At 29.0% G+C, this 17,448-nt stretch carries 17 protein-coding genes; 1 reads left to right on the top strand and 16 read right to left on the bottom strand.

Annotated features, from left to right (window positions below):
* Positions 1 to 147: 147 nt before the first annotated feature.
* The gene (locus IO99_RS03585; RefSeq protein WP_035130412.1) at positions 148 to 864 is read right to left on the bottom strand and encodes a pseudouridine synthase; all 717 of its coding nucleotides are present in this window, start codon (positions 862 to 864) and stop codon (positions 148 to 150) included.
* Positions 865 to 1,177: 313 nt separating this feature from the next.
* On the opposite strand from IO99_RS03585, the gene IO99_RS03590 reads away from it, so the two are divergent.
* Positions 1,178 to 1,378 (top strand): DUF4177 domain-containing protein, encoded by a 201-nt coding sequence (locus IO99_RS03590; protein ID WP_035130414.1) that lies wholly within the window; start codon positions 1,178 to 1,180, stop codon positions 1,376 to 1,378.
* A 355-nt stretch (positions 1,379 to 1,733) separates the two neighbouring features.
* Here the strand turns inward: IO99_RS03590 and IO99_RS03595 are convergent, their stop codons facing one another.
* From IO99_RS03595 to IO99_RS03665, 15 genes are all read right to left on the bottom strand, one after another.
* Complete coding sequence (locus tag IO99_RS03595; protein WP_242844078.1) at positions 1,734 to 2,576, bottom strand: lytic transglycosylase domain-containing protein; 843 nt, start codon at positions 2,574 to 2,576, stop codon at positions 1,734 to 1,736.
* A gap of 68 nt (positions 2,577 to 2,644) precedes the next feature.
* Positions 2,645 to 4,651 (bottom strand): triple tyrosine motif-containing protein, encoded by a 2,007-nt coding sequence (locus IO99_RS03600; RefSeq protein ID WP_035130418.1) that lies wholly within the window; start codon positions 4,649 to 4,651, stop codon positions 2,645 to 2,647.
* 208 nt (positions 4,652 to 4,859) lie between these two features.
* Positions 4,860 to 5,306: a YaiI/YqxD family protein gene (locus IO99_RS03605; protein WP_035130421.1), complete on the bottom strand. Its 447-nt coding sequence runs from the start codon at positions 5,304 to 5,306 to the stop codon at positions 4,860 to 4,862.
* 2 nt (positions 5,307 to 5,308) lie between these two features.
* Positions 5,309 to 6,664 (bottom strand): glucose-6-phosphate isomerase, encoded by a 1,356-nt coding sequence (locus IO99_RS03610; protein WP_035130423.1) that lies wholly within the window; start codon positions 6,662 to 6,664, stop codon positions 5,309 to 5,311.
* A gap of 189 nt (positions 6,665 to 6,853) precedes the next feature.
* Positions 6,854 to 7,876, bottom strand: coding sequence for a calcium/sodium antiporter (locus IO99_RS03615; protein ID WP_035130424.1), 1,023 nt, complete (start codon positions 7,874 to 7,876; stop codon positions 6,854 to 6,856).
* Between the two features lie 246 nt (positions 7,877 to 8,122).
* Entirely contained in the window at positions 8,123 to 8,881 is a 759-nt protein-coding gene (locus tag IO99_RS03620) for an ABC transporter ATP-binding protein (RefSeq protein ID WP_242844079.1), read from the bottom strand.
* Positions 8,878 to 9,021, bottom strand: a complete 144-nt coding sequence (locus IO99_RS19410; protein ID WP_242844080.1) for a hypothetical protein — start codon at positions 9,019 to 9,021, stop codon at positions 8,878 to 8,880. Before IO99_RS19410 ends, IO99_RS03620 begins: the two co-directional genes overlap by 4 nt.
* A gap of 15 nt (positions 9,022 to 9,036) precedes the next feature.
* Positions 9,037 to 9,777, bottom strand: a complete 741-nt coding sequence (locus tag IO99_RS03625; RefSeq protein WP_035130425.1) for a peptidylprolyl isomerase — start codon at positions 9,775 to 9,777, stop codon at positions 9,037 to 9,039.
* Between the two features lie 4 nt (positions 9,778 to 9,781).
* Positions 9,782 to 11,011, bottom strand: coding sequence for an ABC transporter permease (locus IO99_RS03630; protein ID WP_035130427.1), 1,230 nt, complete (start codon positions 11,009 to 11,011; stop codon positions 9,782 to 9,784).
* A gap of 12 nt (positions 11,012 to 11,023) precedes the next feature.
* Positions 11,024 to 12,340: an ABC transporter permease subunit gene (locus IO99_RS03635; protein ID WP_035130429.1), complete on the bottom strand. Its 1,317-nt coding sequence runs from the start codon at positions 12,338 to 12,340 to the stop codon at positions 11,024 to 11,026.
* A 14-nt stretch (positions 12,341 to 12,354) separates the two neighbouring features.
* A complete protein-coding gene (locus IO99_RS03640; protein WP_035130430.1) occupies positions 12,355 to 13,674 on the bottom strand; it encodes an ABC transporter permease subunit in 1,320 nt (439 codons plus the stop codon).
* 371 nt (positions 13,675 to 14,045) lie between these two features.
* A complete protein-coding gene (locus IO99_RS03645) occupies positions 14,046 to 14,738 on the bottom strand; it encodes a hypothetical protein (RefSeq protein WP_156964282.1) in 693 nt (230 codons plus the stop codon).
* A 254-nt stretch (positions 14,739 to 14,992) separates the two neighbouring features.
* Positions 14,993 to 16,003: a hypothetical protein gene (locus IO99_RS03650; protein ID WP_035130433.1), complete on the bottom strand. Its 1,011-nt coding sequence runs from the start codon at positions 16,001 to 16,003 to the stop codon at positions 14,993 to 14,995.
* Between the two features lie 117 nt (positions 16,004 to 16,120).
* Positions 16,121 to 16,573 (bottom strand): DUF134 domain-containing protein, encoded by a 453-nt coding sequence (locus IO99_RS03655; protein ID WP_035130435.1) that lies wholly within the window; start codon positions 16,571 to 16,573, stop codon positions 16,121 to 16,123.
* 300 nt (positions 16,574 to 16,873) lie between these two features.
* Entirely contained in the window at positions 16,874 to 17,257 is a 384-nt protein-coding gene (locus IO99_RS03665; RefSeq protein WP_035130437.1) for a hypothetical protein, read from the bottom strand.
* Positions 17,258 to 17,448 lie beyond the last annotated feature (191 nt).

Here is a 17,448-nt window from a genome sequence, read left to right on the forward strand (position 1 = left end):
TTTTATAAATTTTCAAGTAAATTTATAATAAAAAAATATAACTAATTGTTAATATTTATACCTTATCTATATTTTTTGTATATTTTCTACACAATACACCAAATTACCTTTTATATTCAATTTAATGTATATACAGTTAATAAATCCCTATAAGTTGTTTAATGCTTCAATTTCTTCTTTAGTAAGCTCCCTATATTCGCCTTCTTCTAGTGTTTCATCCAGTTCCATAGGACCAAATTTAACTCTTTTTAGATATACAACAGACTTATCTAAAGCTTCAAACATCCTTTTAACTTGATGGAACTTACCTTCCTGTATTGTAACTAAAACTTCAGAACCATCTTCTGTAGAAGAAATAATTTCTAACTTTCCTGGCATACACTTATAACCATCATCTATGACAATACCTTTTCTAAAACTTTCAATATCCTTTTCATTTACTGGCTTATCTATTTCTGCATAATAAACCTTATCTACATGGTTTTTAGGAGCGATTAACTTATGATTTAAAGCTCCATCATTAGTAAGCAATAAGAATCCTACAGTGTCCTTATCTAATCTTCCTACTGGAAATGGCTCAAAAACTTGATATTCTGGATCTAATAAATCTATAACAGTCTCATCATAATTATCAAACGTTGCACTTACAACTCCTGCTGGCTTATTTAAAAGTAGGTAAACATACTTTCTATACATTACCCTTTCTCCATTTACTTCAATAACTGCTGTCTCTGGATCAACCTTAGTTGAACTGTCCTTTATAACCTCTCCATCAACAACAACCTCTCCATTTTTACAACTAACCTTAACTTCCTTACGACTTCCATAGCCTAAATTTCCTAAAATTTTATCTAAACGTTCCATATCATACCATCCTTTATTAATAGTTTATTTATATATTAACTCATTATTTAACTTTAATTATTATTAGTCAAAATTCATTTTAACATTACTTTTAAAATATATCTAATATTTTAACATAATTTTATTATATATGTCTTTACCTACTCTCATTACTAAATTCATGATAATCGCTATGTATTTTTCAAAATAATTATGTGAATTTTATTAATATATTTATTAGTTGTAATTAATGTTATAATTTGTATATGTGTATTATTTAAATGTACATTATAAAATATCAAGAACACAATTACCACAAGGAGGATATATTTCTATGTATGAATATAAGGTTTTGAAATGGCGATTTGATTTAAACAGTGCAGAAGATTTAGAACAAGAACTTAATGGATATGCATCAACTGGCTGGAGGGTATTTAACATAATACCTAACCTAAAAGGAAGTGGAAGCTTTATATATGGTGCTGTTAATGAAAATGAAGCAACTATTATTCTTGAAAGAGTTAAGAAAAATTAATTTAGTATATATTATAAAAGCTGTTTCGAAATAATTTGCCAATCTTTATAAAATGTTGAGCCTGTACTTTAATATTATTGTTAGCGAATGCCATTTGGATAAGTAAGAATCTAAATCTTTGATTTAGATATTCGAACTTAGTTCTTCTAATTTATTAGAAGAACCTCCTAAAACATTTCTTTACTTAGGATTTATGAATGGTAAAATCGTTAAGCAACACAACTTGTTTGAGTGCATACGAGTTGTTGTGTTGTAGATTTTACCTTGAATAAATCCTCCAGTAAATCAATGCTTCGAAACGGCTGAGCGTCAATAATATAAGTACAGGCTCAACATTAGCTTAAGATTTAGTTTATTATATTAAATTATTTATCTTCGCTAAATAATTTTTTGTTTCTGATGGTAGTTTGTAAAAATCACTGGAGTTACTTATTCCTCTGGATGCCATATTTCCTGGTCCAAAGTTATATGCTGCTAGTGCCATGTTTAAGTCATAATTATAGGTTTTAAGATAATCCTTTATGTGTCTTGTACCTGCATCAATATTTTGCTCTATGTTAAAAGGATCATTAACTCCATAGTGCTCTATGTTGCAAGGCATTAATTGCATTAATCCTTTAGCCCCTGCAGGAGATACTGCATTAGGATTAAAGTTTGATTCTGTTTTAATTATAGCTCTTATTAAATTCGCATTTACTCCATATTTAGTTGAAGCATCAGCTATGGCTTTTTCAATTCTTTCAGAGTCAGTACCTGTAGCACTTACCACTGTGGAAGGTGTCACTCCTCCTATAGCTCTTACAATAACATTGCTTATATCATTTATACCATTAGAAGTACTATTATAAGCTCTATTATTTTGATCTATGCCCTGCTGAGTTTGTCTCTCTTTTTCACCCATGGCCTTTAGTAAAGATGCCATGATTAAACTAAATCCACTAGTGCTTGAAGAAGTATTGCTGTCTGAACCTCCACCAAAGCTTCCTGACATTAAACCTAGGCTCATTAGTCCAGTAAGGGCATCACTGCCAGTACCAGAACTTAAGGTATCGTTGAGAATACCCTGTCCGTTAACATATTGATTTTGAGTAATTCCATTGTTTACTGAACCTATACTACTATTAGTATTTCCATTTGTAGCTATGCTGTTTATATAGTTATTTATTCCTCCATAAACACTACCCACATCGTAACTCATTACTTCATCTCCCTTGTTTCTTTATACCTTATTTGGCATCTTTCACTTATTTATTTATTTAAGATGCCTTATTCCTTACACTGAATTTCATAAATGGAGTAGTCATCATAGGCACTCTTAGAGTAACAGCTTTTACATAATGCCAATATCTTATAAAACCCTTTATAGAAAGGCATGAAGGTATAATAATTTTTCTTACTATACTTTTGTATTAGCTTCCATTCTCCCTTTTCCATTAAATAAAATTCATATAAATTATCTTTTCCACCGTCACATTCCACATAGAAGTTAACATCTTCATTGCACTTTATTACTTCTTTATCTAAGGTTATTTTGCAGTTAGTTACTGGAACTCCTTGTAATACGTCTAAAATCAAATCCTTTTTGCAATCATACTCTTTAGTACTAAATACATTTTTACAATATATTTTTACCGTATATACTCCTGCACATTTTGGAATTAGCTTAAACTTCTTATCATTACTAAATTCCGTAGTTTCAACTTCTCTGCCATTGATTTCAACCTTATATTTAGTTAAAGTATTGCTAGTGTTTTCTGTTATTACCTCTAAGACTATTTCATCACCTATAAGATACATATACTTCTTTTCTGTAAGAATATAATCTATCTTAGCTGGTATATATTCTTTACAATCTATATATATCACTGAATGTACATCGTAGTCTCTCTTAGATTTTAGATGTTTTACCTTAACTTCTATTTCATATTTTCCTACACTAGTAGGAGTGAACTTAAAATTATCTTCTTCGTTATATTCTATGAATTGGACTTCCTTACCTTCTTTTTTCACAATAAATTCATATAATAAATTTCTTGAGCCAGTGGCTTCTACATTTACCTTAACTGGTTCATTTATAAGAACTTGCTTATCCTTATTTAGCTTGATTTCTTTTATATATACATTTTGTGCGCAATCTTCATCTATAACAAAGTCCATAATTGCCTTCTCTTCATAATCGTCCTTATAGGTACTATCCTTTACAAGAACTTCAACTCTATATAAGCCACTTTTTTCTGGAATCCATTTATAACTGTTGTTAGTAGTAAAATTTGAACTACTATGATAATTTCCATCTACTACAAACTTATAGAGCAATTTATCTCCACCAGAGCATATTGCCTTAAACTCTATAGGTGTTTTTTCAAGCTGTGGTGAGCTTAAATCAGAAGTGAAATTAAGAATTTTTATAGGTTTATATTTATCTACAGTATAATGTATTATCCCCCTATCATCAAAATTCTCATGGGAATACATGTCCTTCACTAAACATAAAAGCTTATACTTACCTGGTAGTATTTCTGTGAAGCTGACTAGTCTCTTACTTGAAAAGTCTTGCATTACATGCATATTTCCATATTCATCAATCTTCATAAATTTGTATAATACAACCCTATTTTCATCAAAGCGTGCATCAATTTCAAAGGTTAATTCATTACCTACTATCAGCTCTTCTGTTAAGCACTGTATATTGTTAATTCTTATTTCATCCATGGGTAATACCTTAAAGGTCGCATTTTTAAAGTCATCAAATTGATGGTCTGAACCTTCTTCTTTACTCTCTATAAGAATCTCAATATCCCCTTCACGATTTGGAGTGAAACTTAAACTAGTATCCATGGAATAATCTCTTATTAAATTCCATTTACAATCTTCTTTTATCCAATACTTACACAGGATAGGTAATTTGTTAGGTACGACATCAATTTCTATCTTTTCCCCTAACTTTATTTCATTATTACTAATTATAATATCTTTTATTAGTTTTTCTTCTACAGAGCCTATGATAAAGTCCATTCTAGATGTAAATTCAATAGGTTTTTTTCCATGTCTTTTTTTAGATTGTACCATTATCATGTATTTGCCATCTTCCTTAGGTGTCCAATAGGTAAAATCCTCCTCATGGAAATCTCTAATGGTTTCCCAACCTCCATCACAGTTTATTATAAATTTATATAATAAATCATCTGACATTTTATTTTCTATATATATCTTAATTTCAGTCCCCTTCTCCTGTGGACTTGATAGGCTTGTACCAATAATCATTTCATTCATACATATTCCCCCTAGAATGTACATATACATCCCTAATTGATTAAATTGTTATAATATTCTTACATAATCATAGCTATATTATACTACACTTACATATTATGTAACAACCTATGAAGATATTTATATGCGATAATTCATTAGACAAAATCCTTGTAAAAAAACACTTGTAAATTATATTTCTACAAGTGTTTTCTTAATTTATGTTTTTCTATTCTTCTCTTAGACTTCTTTCTACAAGCTTTATTAAATTATCTCTAAGGCTTATATTATCGTCTTCATTTCTTTTTTTATGTTTTCCTGTCTTTCCTCCACCACGTCTTACCTTGGCACTTATATGTCTTTCAAAGAGTAATTTGTCTATATTGTTCTCTGAAAATATATATCCCCTTGGACTTATGGCATAGGATTTTTTACCAAGAACCATAGCTGCTACTCCATAATCTTGAGTTACTACTATATCTCCTCTTTTAGCTTCGTTGGCAACCTTCATATCCACTGCTTGAAAGCCACTATCCATAATTATAACTTCACCATATTCTAAATTTATCACATGATGTATATCACAATAAATTTTTAGTGGAACCTTATAAGTCTTAGCTACTTCTTCTATAATACCTCTTCCTGCACATCCATCACCATCAACTATAATAGTCATAATTAATCACCTAACCTCTCTGTTAGAGACCTTTGAAGTTCTTCATAACCTGGTTTACCAAGTAGAGCAAACATGTTTTTCTTATAGGCTTCTACCCCTTCTTGATCAAAAGGATTTATTCCTAATAAATATCCTCCAATGGCACAGGATTTTTCAAAGAAGTATATAAGCTCTCCTAGGGCCTTAGGATTTAAAGCTTTCATATTTATAACTATATTAGGTACTCCACCCTCTACATGGGCAAGGGCTGTTCCTTCCATAGCTCTTTTATTTACAAAGTCTATAGTTTTTCCTACTAAGAAATTAAGCCCATCTACATTTTCTTCATCTTCTTTTATGGATAAATTTATTTGTGGCTCTTCTACATTTATTATAGTTTCAAATATATTTCTCATTCCATCTTGAATATATTGACCCATGGAGTGAAGGTCTGTTGAAAAGTTAACGGATGCAGGGAATATACCCTTTCCATCCTTACCTTGACTCTCTCCATAAAGCTGCTTAAACCACTCTCCAAAATATTGTAGACAAGGTTCATAGTTTACAAGAATTTCTGTAGTTTTTCCTCTTTCATATAAAAGATGTCTTACCGCTGCATATTTATAACAAATATTTCTATGTACATCTTCATTACTAAAGTTTTCTCTTCCATTTCTAGCACCTTGTAATAGCTCATCTATATTTATTCCTGCCACTGCAATGGGAAGTAATCCTACTGGTGTTAAAACGGAAAATCTTCCACCGATATCATCAGGAATTATAAAGGTTTCATACCTTTCTGTATCTGCTAATTTCTTAAGAGCTCCCTTTGCCTTATCCGTTGTTATAAAAATTCTCTTTTTAGCTTCTTCTTTGCCATACTTTTTCTCAATGATTTCTTTAAATATCCTAAAGGCTATGGCAGGCTCTGTAGTAGTTCCTGATTTTGAAATAACATTTATGGCAAAATCCTTCCCATCTATAAGCTGTATAAGTTGAGACAGATAAGTAGAACTTATATTGTTTCCTGCAAAGTATACTGCTGGAACCTTTCTTTTATCCTCATCCATACTATTAAAGAAGGGGCCCGTCATTGCTTCTATGACAGCTCTAGCTCCAAGGTATGAACCTCCAATGCCTATTACTATAAGAACCTTAGAATTTTCCTGTATCCTTTTAGCTGCTACCTTTACTCTTTCAAGCTCAGCTTTATCATAATTAGTTGGTAGGTCAAGCCACCCTAAAAATTCATTACCAGCACCACATCTGTTATGCAGAGTGTTATGAGCTGCTGTTATCATAGGTTTTAAATTATCTATATGTGACTCCGTAACTGCTTCTTGAAGGTTCTTTATATTTAAACTTATAGAACTGGTCATTTCTTATCGCCTCCTATAAAACGATTTATTAGGTATCTGAAAATAAATAACAAGTCAAAGATGGAAAGTATATTTTGAGTTAGACAAGGAAACAGGTTCTGCAGATAGTAGCACTATCTAAGGGTTCTGTTGACGCAGTATAACACAAAATAGACGAGCATTCTGACTTATTTATTTTTTGAAGATGCCTTATATTATTAATATCAAAAAACTTATGTATATTATATAAACGCTAAGAAGCATTATTCCATTTCTCTTAGAATATCTTCCATTAGTTGATATAGGTAAGATTATAAGTAGCATCAATAATAGAGCCACTGGAATATCTAAAAGTATAGTCTGATTAAAGCTTATAAAAGATGCGTTAAATATATGAATATTTCTAGAGTTTAGTACCAATCCACCCCTAGCTAAAATACTACTAGCAGCTATAGTCATTGTTATATTTAGTATGTTTGCACCAATAACATTACCAACCGCTACTCCACTTTCCTTCTTATATATAGAAGTTAAAACAGTAGTTAACTCTGGTAACGATGTTCCTAAGGCCATAATAGTTAAACTAATCACTCCTTCTGTGACTCCATAATACCTGGCAATAATCTGCGCATTTACAACTAATAACCTAGCTCCACATCCTATAAGTATTGCTCCTATTATAAATACAACTATATGTTTTGCAAATTCTCTCTTTTTTACTCTTCTTCTAACACTAATTTCATCTATAGTCATAGCAGTCTCATCAGGAATTTCAAGGGACTTTTTAGCACCCTTTATATTTTTTCTTATATAGTACACAAATAACCCTAAAAGGACTACCCCTTCTATTCTATTAATATTTCCATCTGTAGAAAAAAGTAATAGTAAAACCATAGATACTACCATCATAAAAGCTCTTGGCATAAACCTCTTCTTTTCTACCTCCACAGGCATTGCGATCATTGAAATAGCAAGAACAAGCCCTGTATTACAAATTATTGCTCCTATAGCATTACCTACTGCAATCTCTGGTGATCCCATAATAGTTGCCATTGAAGCTATAAAAAACTCTGGAAGAGTAGTTGCTAAACTTACAATGGTTGCTCCTATAATTATTTTTGGTATTCCTGTTATCTCAGCAATCCACATAGCTGAGTCTACAAATATATCTCCGCCCTTTATTATTACTATAATTCCTATAATAAACATTACTATAGGTAAAAACATCTCCATTATATCCTCCACCCTCTTATGCCAGTATACAATATTATGTAAATTATTTCAAACTGCCCTATATACTTATAATAATGGCTAAAACAAATAAACTCAATGAATTTTAACATATTCACCGAGTTTATCTTTATCTTATACTTTCTTCTAATTTTGAGTCTAAGGGAGATATAAATTCATATATTATTATTAAATTATAGCCTTAAATGACTTTATCACAATTTCCTCCCAAAGTATCATGTATTTCTATTATGATTTATAAATTTCTTTATAAACAACTTCTATATCCTGTTTTTCCTTTGTAATATCTATAATATTTATACCATAGCCTAAAATAACTTTTAGAATTTTAGATATTAATTCTTCTTCAACTAGGTCAAAAATAAGTGTATCTTTTCCAAGTTTTTCGAAACTCAATTCTTTTAATTCATTATTTAATACTTCAACCACTTTGTCCATATCATCTACTTTAATTAAGTATTTTTGTTTTTCTAAAATGTTCATAGGAGTTTCTATTATTTTTCCTTGATTGATACAAATAAGTCTATCAGCTAACTTTTCAACTTCACCTAATTGATGAGATGAAAACAAAATAGAGATATCTTCATTTTTAACTAATTCTAATAAGGTATTTCTCAATTGAATAACTCCCGTTGGATCTAAGCCATTTGTTGGTTCATCTAGAATTAAAAATTTAGGTTTACTTAAGAGTGCAATGCCTAGGGCTAGTCTTTGTTTCATTCCCATTGAATATCCATTAACATTTCTATCCAAATCCTCTTTTAATCCTGTAAAATCATATATTTCTTTTATTCTTTCTTCTTTTATATTTCTTAGACTTGCAAATAATTTAATATTTTCTCTGCCACTTATATCTAAATACAAACCTGGTGATTCTATTAAAGAAGCCATTTGACTAAGAGCTAATTCTCTTTGTCTTTTTACATCATATCCAGATACCGTTACTGAACCCTGATCCGGGAAAATAAGACTTGCTATACATTTCATAGTTGTAGACTTACCAGCCCCATTAGGCCTATAAAGCCGACTATTTCATTATTATCAATAAAAAAAGATACATTATCTAAGACTTTTTTTCTTCCAAAGGTCTTATTTATATTATTAACTTCAACTAAATGATTACTCATAGGGCACCTCCTATATTATATATCCCCTTCATATTCTTTTAATTCTATACTTTCAATTTCTATTATATCAAGGGGCTCACCCATAGCTCCTACTTTAACTTCACGCATTTTTTCAATAGTATCCATTCCATAAAACACCTGTCCAAATACAGTAATTTCATCCTTGTTAACTACATTCCCCCCGATTTTTTCAAATGCCTCTGTTATTTTTTCTGGAAATCCATAACCACTTAGATTACTCTTTTCCTCATCGGTTAAGAAATTTTTATCAATTATACAGAAATTACTGAAATTCTTTCCATCAACCTTTATCCTCCTTGGGATAACTACACTTCCATAGAGCATAGCATAATCATTATCTATTTCAATATCAAATCCACCTTCATATATACTTTTACCTTCATAATCTGGTTCTCCTATCTTACCTATACCAGCAGATACTACCCCCATTGCAGTAAAAGCATGCCCTGAATAAAACCCCTCTTTTGCTAGGGTCTTAAAATTTTCTACAGCCTTAGGAGCAATATCTTCAAATAGTCGTAATCTTATTTCTCCATAATTAGTTTTTATAATAGCTATTGTTTCTCCTATTTCAGGCCTTTTTAGTTGGTCAAGTTCTATATTTTCATAGGAAACATAATGATTATTATCATCTGTTTTATCAACTTGATCTTCACCTTTTTTTACTTTATCACAGCCTACTAGACAAAGAACAAATACTATAATAGTAAATACAGCTAACACTTTTTTATTCATTATCTTACTCCCCTCTAATTCCAACTAAATCTTTATTTTTAAACTTAAATGTGGTTATCACTATTATTAAAGTTGAAAGTAAAAGTTGTAGTAATATCCCATATGAATGATTTACCTTTAACTGTGATGACATTAGGTCTTCATAGAAAATATAGTATATAGGATTAAATAATCTATTTGCATTCATAAAGGCGTCTATTGAGTGTGTTATATATGATAACATTATAATAGTAAGGAGTACGCCAAAACTTAGCATTTCACTGTTAGTTCTTACTGATAATGAAGTACTAAATACAATAACAAATAATACTAAAACCATAAAATTAACAAAATCAACTATTATCAATTTATATAATTGAATAAATCCTTGATTCATATTTGTAATTATAGGATTTAAATTAGTTACCCCTTCATTTACTGATAATGGATATAATAATTTACCCCAGCCAAATATAAGAGAAACTACCACAAATGCAATTGCTAGTACCATTAGAAGGATAAAACAAACTAAGGTATATGATGCTAATATTTTAGATAGCAATATTGATTTTCTCTTTATTGGAGATGTATAAAGGGTTTTATAGCTGTCTTCTCTTAATTCAAGAGCATAGGAATCTATGGTAAATAGTAAGATGAATATTAAAATTATGATTAGATTAGATCCAGTAAAAAAATTCTTTAAAAAATTAGCTCCATTAAGTGTATATGGGTTAATGATAATTGAAGTTTTAGACTGAAGTAAATTATCTATATATTCTATGTCACGCTCTACTTGATTAATAGATAAACCCCTCTCTTCTAAGTATTCAGCATCAATAACTCCATTTTCATATGCTTCTTTCATACTAGCATATTTAATTTTAAGGGCTTTAGTGAAATTAACTTCATCTTCTAATAAACTCTTATGTCCTTTTATTTTTTTAGAAAAGACATGATTTATAATCATATCACTGCTATGTTGAGATTGATAAAAATTACTCTCTTTCTGTATTTTTTTATATAATTCACTAGAATCATCTACATCTTTTAGCAGCATTGTATTATAGCCTATAATACTTCCATATTCTATCAAATTATATTCGCATACAGTATGTTGATTTTTATCATACTCCTTCTCCTTATAAACTAAAGATATGCTGAAAACTATTACATATATTATAAACCCTAGGCATAATAGTTTATTTTTTTTTGATTTAATGTTTTTCCTCAACTCAAATTTTATTGCTTTAATCATTTAATCGCCTCCCTAACCAGTTATATCTTTTCTTTTAAGATAACTTGTACTGATTAATATAGAAATAAATATACCTATGAATAACACAATGAAACTTCCTAGTAATGTGAAGTTAATACTTCCCGTTATTATTTTTGTTGCATTACCCATGCTAAATATATTAAAGATGCTTGGGTAAAAATATGAGCTTATATAGCCTATGGCATTAATAACTATTAATACTATTAATGATTTTATTTTATCCTTGAATATTGAAGATACAAATACAGAAATAGTTGTAAGTAAGAAAGTATACACAAAAAACAATGATAAAGCTTGCATTAAAAATTTTCTAAAACTTATAAAAGCTACACTATTAAATAGGTTCTTTCCTAAATCATTATGGCTAATCTCCACAGGTCCTAAATAGGCCTTTTGTAAGGTAACATTATACGCTTCTTTTAAATCCATGCATTTTATATTCAAAGTATTCCATTGATTGTTATGTGTTAAAATTGGTGTATCAAGGGAATGAAAGTCTGATATAGCTCCTACAAATAAACTCAATATTAAAGTTGTTACTACTACAATAAGGAAAACAGCTAAGAAGTTAGCTAGTACCATGGTTATATAATATTTACTTCTCTTAAACGGCTGAGCTAAAATATTTTTAGTTATTCCTAATCTATATTCATCACTAATACAATTGAAACTAATTAAAACAACAGCTAAACATATTATAATAGGCAAAATTTTATCTATCATATTATAAATAAAAGTCACATTGTTTAAGGAGTAATTGTCAATATATCTAATATCTTTATTATAAAGATCATATCTATATTTCATTTGTACACAAAAACTTTTAATATCATCAGCTGTAAAATTAATATATAAATATGAACTTTTATAGGTATCATATTCAATTTCAGGTAATAGCGCATTCCATATGTCAATAATATTGTCCCTTAAAAGTTCACTTTCATCTATGGAACAAAATAATCTAGTGGATATCATATTAACTATCAAATCATTTTTATAAGCTTCTTTATAATTGCCTTTCTCATAGCTGTCTACTGCATTTTCTGCATAATGAAGTAAATCATCCCACATATCTACTTCATTATATCTTTTTTCCTTTGAAGCCCGTTCTCTAAGTGATTCTATGTGGGTTTTACTACTAACAAGTGCAATATATGATTCAGGAATTTCTCTATTGTATTTTATTTTTGAGTTAAAAAAACTCATTTCAGTATACACATTTATGCCAAGAAAAATAATCAATGCAATGAATAAAAATGTTATTGGTTTTTTTAATGCTCTCTTAAATTCATATTTAAATAAATCCAAATTGATTCACCTCCCTAGCCAGTTATATCTTTTCTTTTAAGATAACTTGTACTGATTAATATAGAAATAAATATACCTATGAATAACACAATGAAACTTCCTAGTAATGTGAAATTAATACTTCCCGTTATTATTTTTGTTGCATTACCCATACTAAATATATTAAAGATGCTTGTATAAAAATATGAGCTTATATAGCCTATGGCATTAATAACTATTAATACTATTAATGATTTTATTTTATCCTTGAATATTGAAGATACAAATACAGAAATAGTTGTAAGTAAGAAAGTATACACAAAAAACAATGATAAAGCTTGCATTAAAAATTTTCTAAAACTTATAAAAGCTACACTATTAAATAGGTTCTTTCCTAAATCATTATAGCTAATCTCCACAGGCCCCAAATATGCCTTTTGTAAGGTAACATTATATGCTTCTTTTAAATCCATGCCTTTTATATTCAAAGTATTCCATTGATTGATATGTGTTAAAATTGGTGTATCAAAGGAATGAAAGTCCGAAATGACTCCTACAAATAAACTCAATATTAAAGTTGTTCCTACTACAATAAGGAAAACAGCTAAGAAGTTAGCTAGTGCCATGGTTATATAATATTTATTTCTCTTAAACGGCTGAGCTAAAATATTTTTAGTTATTCCTAATCTATACTCATCACTAATACAATTGAAACTAATTAAAACAACAGCTAAACATATTATAATAGGTAAAATTTTATCTATCATATTATAAATAAAAGTCACATTGTTTAAGGAGTAATTGTCAATATATCTAATACCCTTATTGTAAATCTCATATCTATATTTCATTTGTACACAATTACCTTTAATTTCATCAGCTGTAAGGATAACTTCTGAATTTGAACTTTTAAAGGTATCATATTCAATTTCAGGTAATAGCTCATTCCATATGTCGATAATATTGGTCTTTAAAAGTTCACTTTCATCTATGGGACAAAATAATCTCGTGTGTATCATATCAAGTATCAAATCATTTTTATAAGCTTCTTTATAATTGCCTTTCTCATAGCTGTCTACTGCCTTTTCTGCATATTTAACTAAATTATCTAACATATTTACTACATCATGCTTTTGTTCCTTTAAAGCAAATTTTCTATTCCCTTCTATGTGACTTCTAGTACTACCACCAACTACATCATACGATCCGGGAATTTCTCTATTATATTTTATTTTGGAGTTAAAAAAACTCATTTCTGTATACACATTTACACCAAGAAAAATAATCAATGCAATGAATAAAAATGTTATTGGTTTCTTTAATGCTCTCTTAAACTCATATTTAAATAAATCCAAATTGATTCACCTCCCTAACTTAGAATCTTAGAATCTTAAGGATATATACCTTTTATAATTTTACTAATATGTATTTTTTTACTTATACATACTTATATTGTACATTAGTTTACCATTTAAGCAAACATATTATATGTTCTTTTTTATCCATATGTTTAAAATTCATAAATATGATTAGTTTATTGCTATAAGTCAAGTTTCGCTTAGAACCTTTACATCATTTATTATCCATTTTATACCATTAACCCTTGATCATGTATAAAGTTTTCTACTTATATGTATTGAATTATTAGAATTAATAATAGGACTTTTATATTATTAAATATAAAAGAAACTCAGTATATTGCTTTTATACTAAGTTTCTTTTCATCTTATATTCCTTTTTCTTTGCTGTACCATTTATAAAATATTTTAAGAGAATTGTCTAATACTTCTATAGTTAAAATATCTATCTCATTTTCTTCTATTACATAAAAGAATGATCTATCTTCTCCAATTAATATATTTGTCATAGTATTATTAGTAAAGTTAATATTTATACTTTTTATATTTTCATCATTTATTACTCCTCCAAGAACTTTGTAATTCTCAGTAGCACTTACCTTTATTTCCATTACATTCACTGTAAAAGGAGCATGTTTATCTACCTCTTTTGTAGAAGTTGCTATGATGTTATAAGAATTTTCTACTTTACTTAATTGGCATAACCCCTCATAGTTTTTACCACTGTCTTCATATAAAAACATGACTAATTTATCCTTTTGTATATCTGATACATTTAGAATAGATATTCTATCTTCACCTATGTTAAGGTTCTTAGATAGAAGATAGGTTATCTTGTCTGTTAACTTTACTTCAAAGGGTTCTTCATCTTTTATAGGCAAGTTACCACTTTTTATCTCCATGGTTTCTTTAAATAAATCATTCTTAATTAGAATAGCTGTAATTAATAAGAATAATCCTATAACTGAAATCATAAAAATTCTTCTATTTTTCTTAATTGTTTTTTCATTTTTGATTTTGTATCTCTTCTTGTTTTTATATCTCTTCTTAAGTTTACTCATATAACATTCCTCTTTAATATTTTCTCCCTTTCCTCGAGAGGACACTCCTTATCATATTCATCTTTGAAATGAAACTCCTTTTCGCTATGCTCAAATGAGTAAGTTCTCATAATTAAATCATAGATTTAAATGGTCACTTAACTTCGACTAACCAAATATAAAATTTCTTTTTCTCGCTTTGCTCGAGGGGACACTCCTTCTCATGTTCATTCGAATGAGTAAGTAATCCTTAACCAAATCATAGATTTGGAGGATTACTTAAATTCAGCGGCGTACCATTTGTAGTGTGCTCCATATTTATCATCTATTTTTTCTACTTCATAAAGTCTAAATATTATATATTGAGTCCAGTTATATCCTGGATTTGCTCCTATAGATAAGATTAAAAAGGAAGCTCCAAAGGAACCTGTCACAGTAAATATGACTTCATTTCTTGCTTCTGCAGGTATTTCTTTACCTTCACTATAGGTTCTAGAGATAGTGGCTCCAGTACTATTTGCAATATTAACTACTCCATAGGAAGATTGCCCACCTCTAGCGTAGTTAATTTTTGATATTTTATCAGTACCTAGTAAAAACTCAGTATATAGATGTATCTTAGAATAGGATAATTCTGATTCAAAAGACCACTCTGCTTCTTTAGCTTCAGCCTTTCCATAGGCATATGAAACTCCCTCTTCCATGAGGATTTCTTCATAACCCTTATTAGACATAACTGGTTTTTTAATATTCTTTTCTCTATTTAAATTTTCTCTTTGAGAGTTTTTTGTGTTATAAGTAATCTTTGAACCATCAGGATAAATTATTTCGTAGGCAGATTTATTAGCAAAAGTATTAATTACCTTTTCTGTGTATTCTTCTCCACTAAAGATATTTTTTAGAGATTTAAAGGCTTTCTTTAAAGCAACCTTATCTCCTTTTAGTATTTGATTTCTATAGTATTCCTTATTATTTCTAAAGTCTTTATCCGTTATATCTTCTATGGAATTATCTAATATTACTTCTAAATCACACTGTTCTAGTCTTTCTACTATTTCATCAAGTCTTATATAAAACTCAGCATCTTCTTTGTCTAATCCTTCCCTTGTTAGCTTTAATAATTCTTCCTCATCCACAGGAGTAGTTCTCACTTCATCACATATTTCAATTATCCTCTTATCATCATCTTTTCTCTTATTACTTTGTAATGCTAAAACCTCTATAGGTGAGTTAACTATAAAAGAAGTGATAAATATTACTAAAACAATCACCTTAAAATTCTTCACATCAGCACTCTCCATTCCTATGACTTTAAATTTATTATTCCTAGAGAATGGATTTTAAATTCTTAAAATTATTGTTTATTAATTTTTTATAATAAATAAGAGGTGGAAATCCACCTCTTATTTATCCTCTACACTATTTCCTCTACACCATCTTTTACAAAGCTCTGCCTTCTTGCTACAAACAACTTCCTCTGAACCACAAGTAGGACAATTATCCTTGTCTTGCTCATAATTTATATCATACACATCTCCACAATGAAGACATTTAAATTTACAGAAAGTAGCTCTGTAGTTACCACCACTTATTCTTATGGCATTTCCTTCTGTTAATGCAATAGCCATCTTTTTCCTTGCACTGTCAATAATGTTTTGGAAGGTTTGTCTTGATACTTGCATTCTTTCAGCACATTGTTCTTGATTTAATTTTTCAATATCCTTAAGTCTCATAGCTTCAAGTTCTTCTACCTTTAAAACTGTTTCTTTAATTTCACATTTAGGATTTCCCCATGGAACAAAATAAGTATCCTCTGGGAAAAACTCTACTCTTCTAAATTTTGTTGGTCTTGGCACTTTAAATCCTCCCTGCATTTACTACATAATCCTATAAACATTATATCAGAATCATATATTTCTACGTTACTTCCTTCTTCTATTCTTTTATTTAATTTAAGATAGTCAAAATTTAAATTTTGACTATCTATATCAATTATACTATTACATTTTAATTTAGCTAACCATAAAAATATCAATAAGCCTAAGTAATTTCATACTTAGGGCTTATTGGGGATAATTTTATTCCATCAATACTCTTGAATATTGTCTTTATTTAATTATAAAGCATCAAAAATACTGATGTTTAAGTATTCCTCATTAAAAAGGATAATATGGATTAATATACTGACCTGGATATTGGGTGTAATATGGATATGGAGAAATATACGGAGGATATGGTACTATTAATAATTTAGCTAAATCTATAAGTGGGAAGTTTCTACGTCTAAAACGTCTGTGTCTTCTTCTAGGACGTCCATAAGGGTTATATTGTCGTTGTTGAGCATATTGATTTTCATCATCTTGCTCCATTACGTCCTCGCCAACTAACATGGTAACACGATCTCCATCCACATTTTCAATAATTCCATCCACTATACTTCCATCTGCCATTGTTAAAATAACGTGATAGTACATATGCCTTTTACATTCATCATGCAAAGACTTGTCATCTCTGTTATAATCATGTATTTCTAAAGCCATTTTTTTAATCATCTCCTTTACAATATTATGGTATTATTGTATAAGGTAAATTGTGCCATTATAATTGATAAATATTGCTGTAAATTCAATAAATAATTCTACTATTTCAATTTTTAACACTATAAGTTATAAATTAATACTTACATTGTATATTATTTATAAATAAAAAAGCAGCTATGAAATTTCTATAT

Source organism: Clostridium sulfidigenes (assembly GCF_000732635.1).
Lineage (GTDB): Bacteria > Bacillota > Clostridia > Clostridiales > Clostridiaceae > Clostridium_J > Clostridium_J sulfidigenes.

Coding starts and splice junctions, on each gene's coding strand:
- IO99_RS03585 (WP_035130412.1), bottom strand. CDS start 864: ATGGAACGTTTAGATAAAATTTTAGGAAATTTAGGCTATGGAAGTCGT.
- IO99_RS03590 (WP_035130414.1), top strand. CDS start 1,178: ATGTATGAATATAAGGTTTTGAAATGGCGATTTGATTTAAACAGTGCA.
- IO99_RS03595 (WP_242844078.1), bottom strand. CDS start 2,576: ATGAGTTACGATGTGGGTAGTGTTTATGGAGGAATAAATAACTATATA.
- IO99_RS03600 (WP_035130418.1), bottom strand. CDS start 4,651: ATGAATGAAATGATTATTGGTACAAGCCTATCAAGTCCACAGGAGAAG.
- IO99_RS03605 (WP_035130421.1), bottom strand. CDS start 5,306: ATGACTATTATAGTTGATGGTGATGGATGTGCAGGAAGAGGTATTATA.
- IO99_RS03610 (WP_035130423.1), bottom strand. CDS start 6,664: ATGACCAGTTCTATAAGTTTAAATATAAAGAACCTTCAAGAAGCAGTT.
- IO99_RS03615 (WP_035130424.1), bottom strand. CDS start 7,876: ATGGAGATGTTTTTACCTATAGTAATGTTTATTATAGGAATTATAGTA.
- IO99_RS03620 (WP_242844079.1), bottom strand. CDS start 8,881: ATGAAATGTATAGCAAGTCTTATTTTCCCGGATCAGGGTTCAGTAACG.
- IO99_RS19410 (WP_242844080.1), bottom strand. CDS start 9,021: ATGAGTAATCATTTAGTTGAAGTTAATAATATAAATAAGACCTTTGGA.
- IO99_RS03625 (WP_035130425.1), bottom strand. CDS start 9,777: ATGAATAAAAAAGTGTTAGCTGTATTTACTATTATAGTATTTGTTCTT.
- IO99_RS03630 (WP_035130427.1), bottom strand. CDS start 11,011: ATGATTAAAGCAATAAAATTTGAGTTGAGGAAAAACATTAAATCAAAA.
- IO99_RS03645 (WP_156964282.1), bottom strand. CDS start 14,738: ATGAGTAAACTTAAGAAGAGATATAAAAACAAGAAGAGATACAAAATC.
- IO99_RS03665 (WP_035130437.1), bottom strand. CDS start 17,257: ATGGCTTTAGAAATACATGATTATAACAGAGATGACAAGTCTTTGCAT.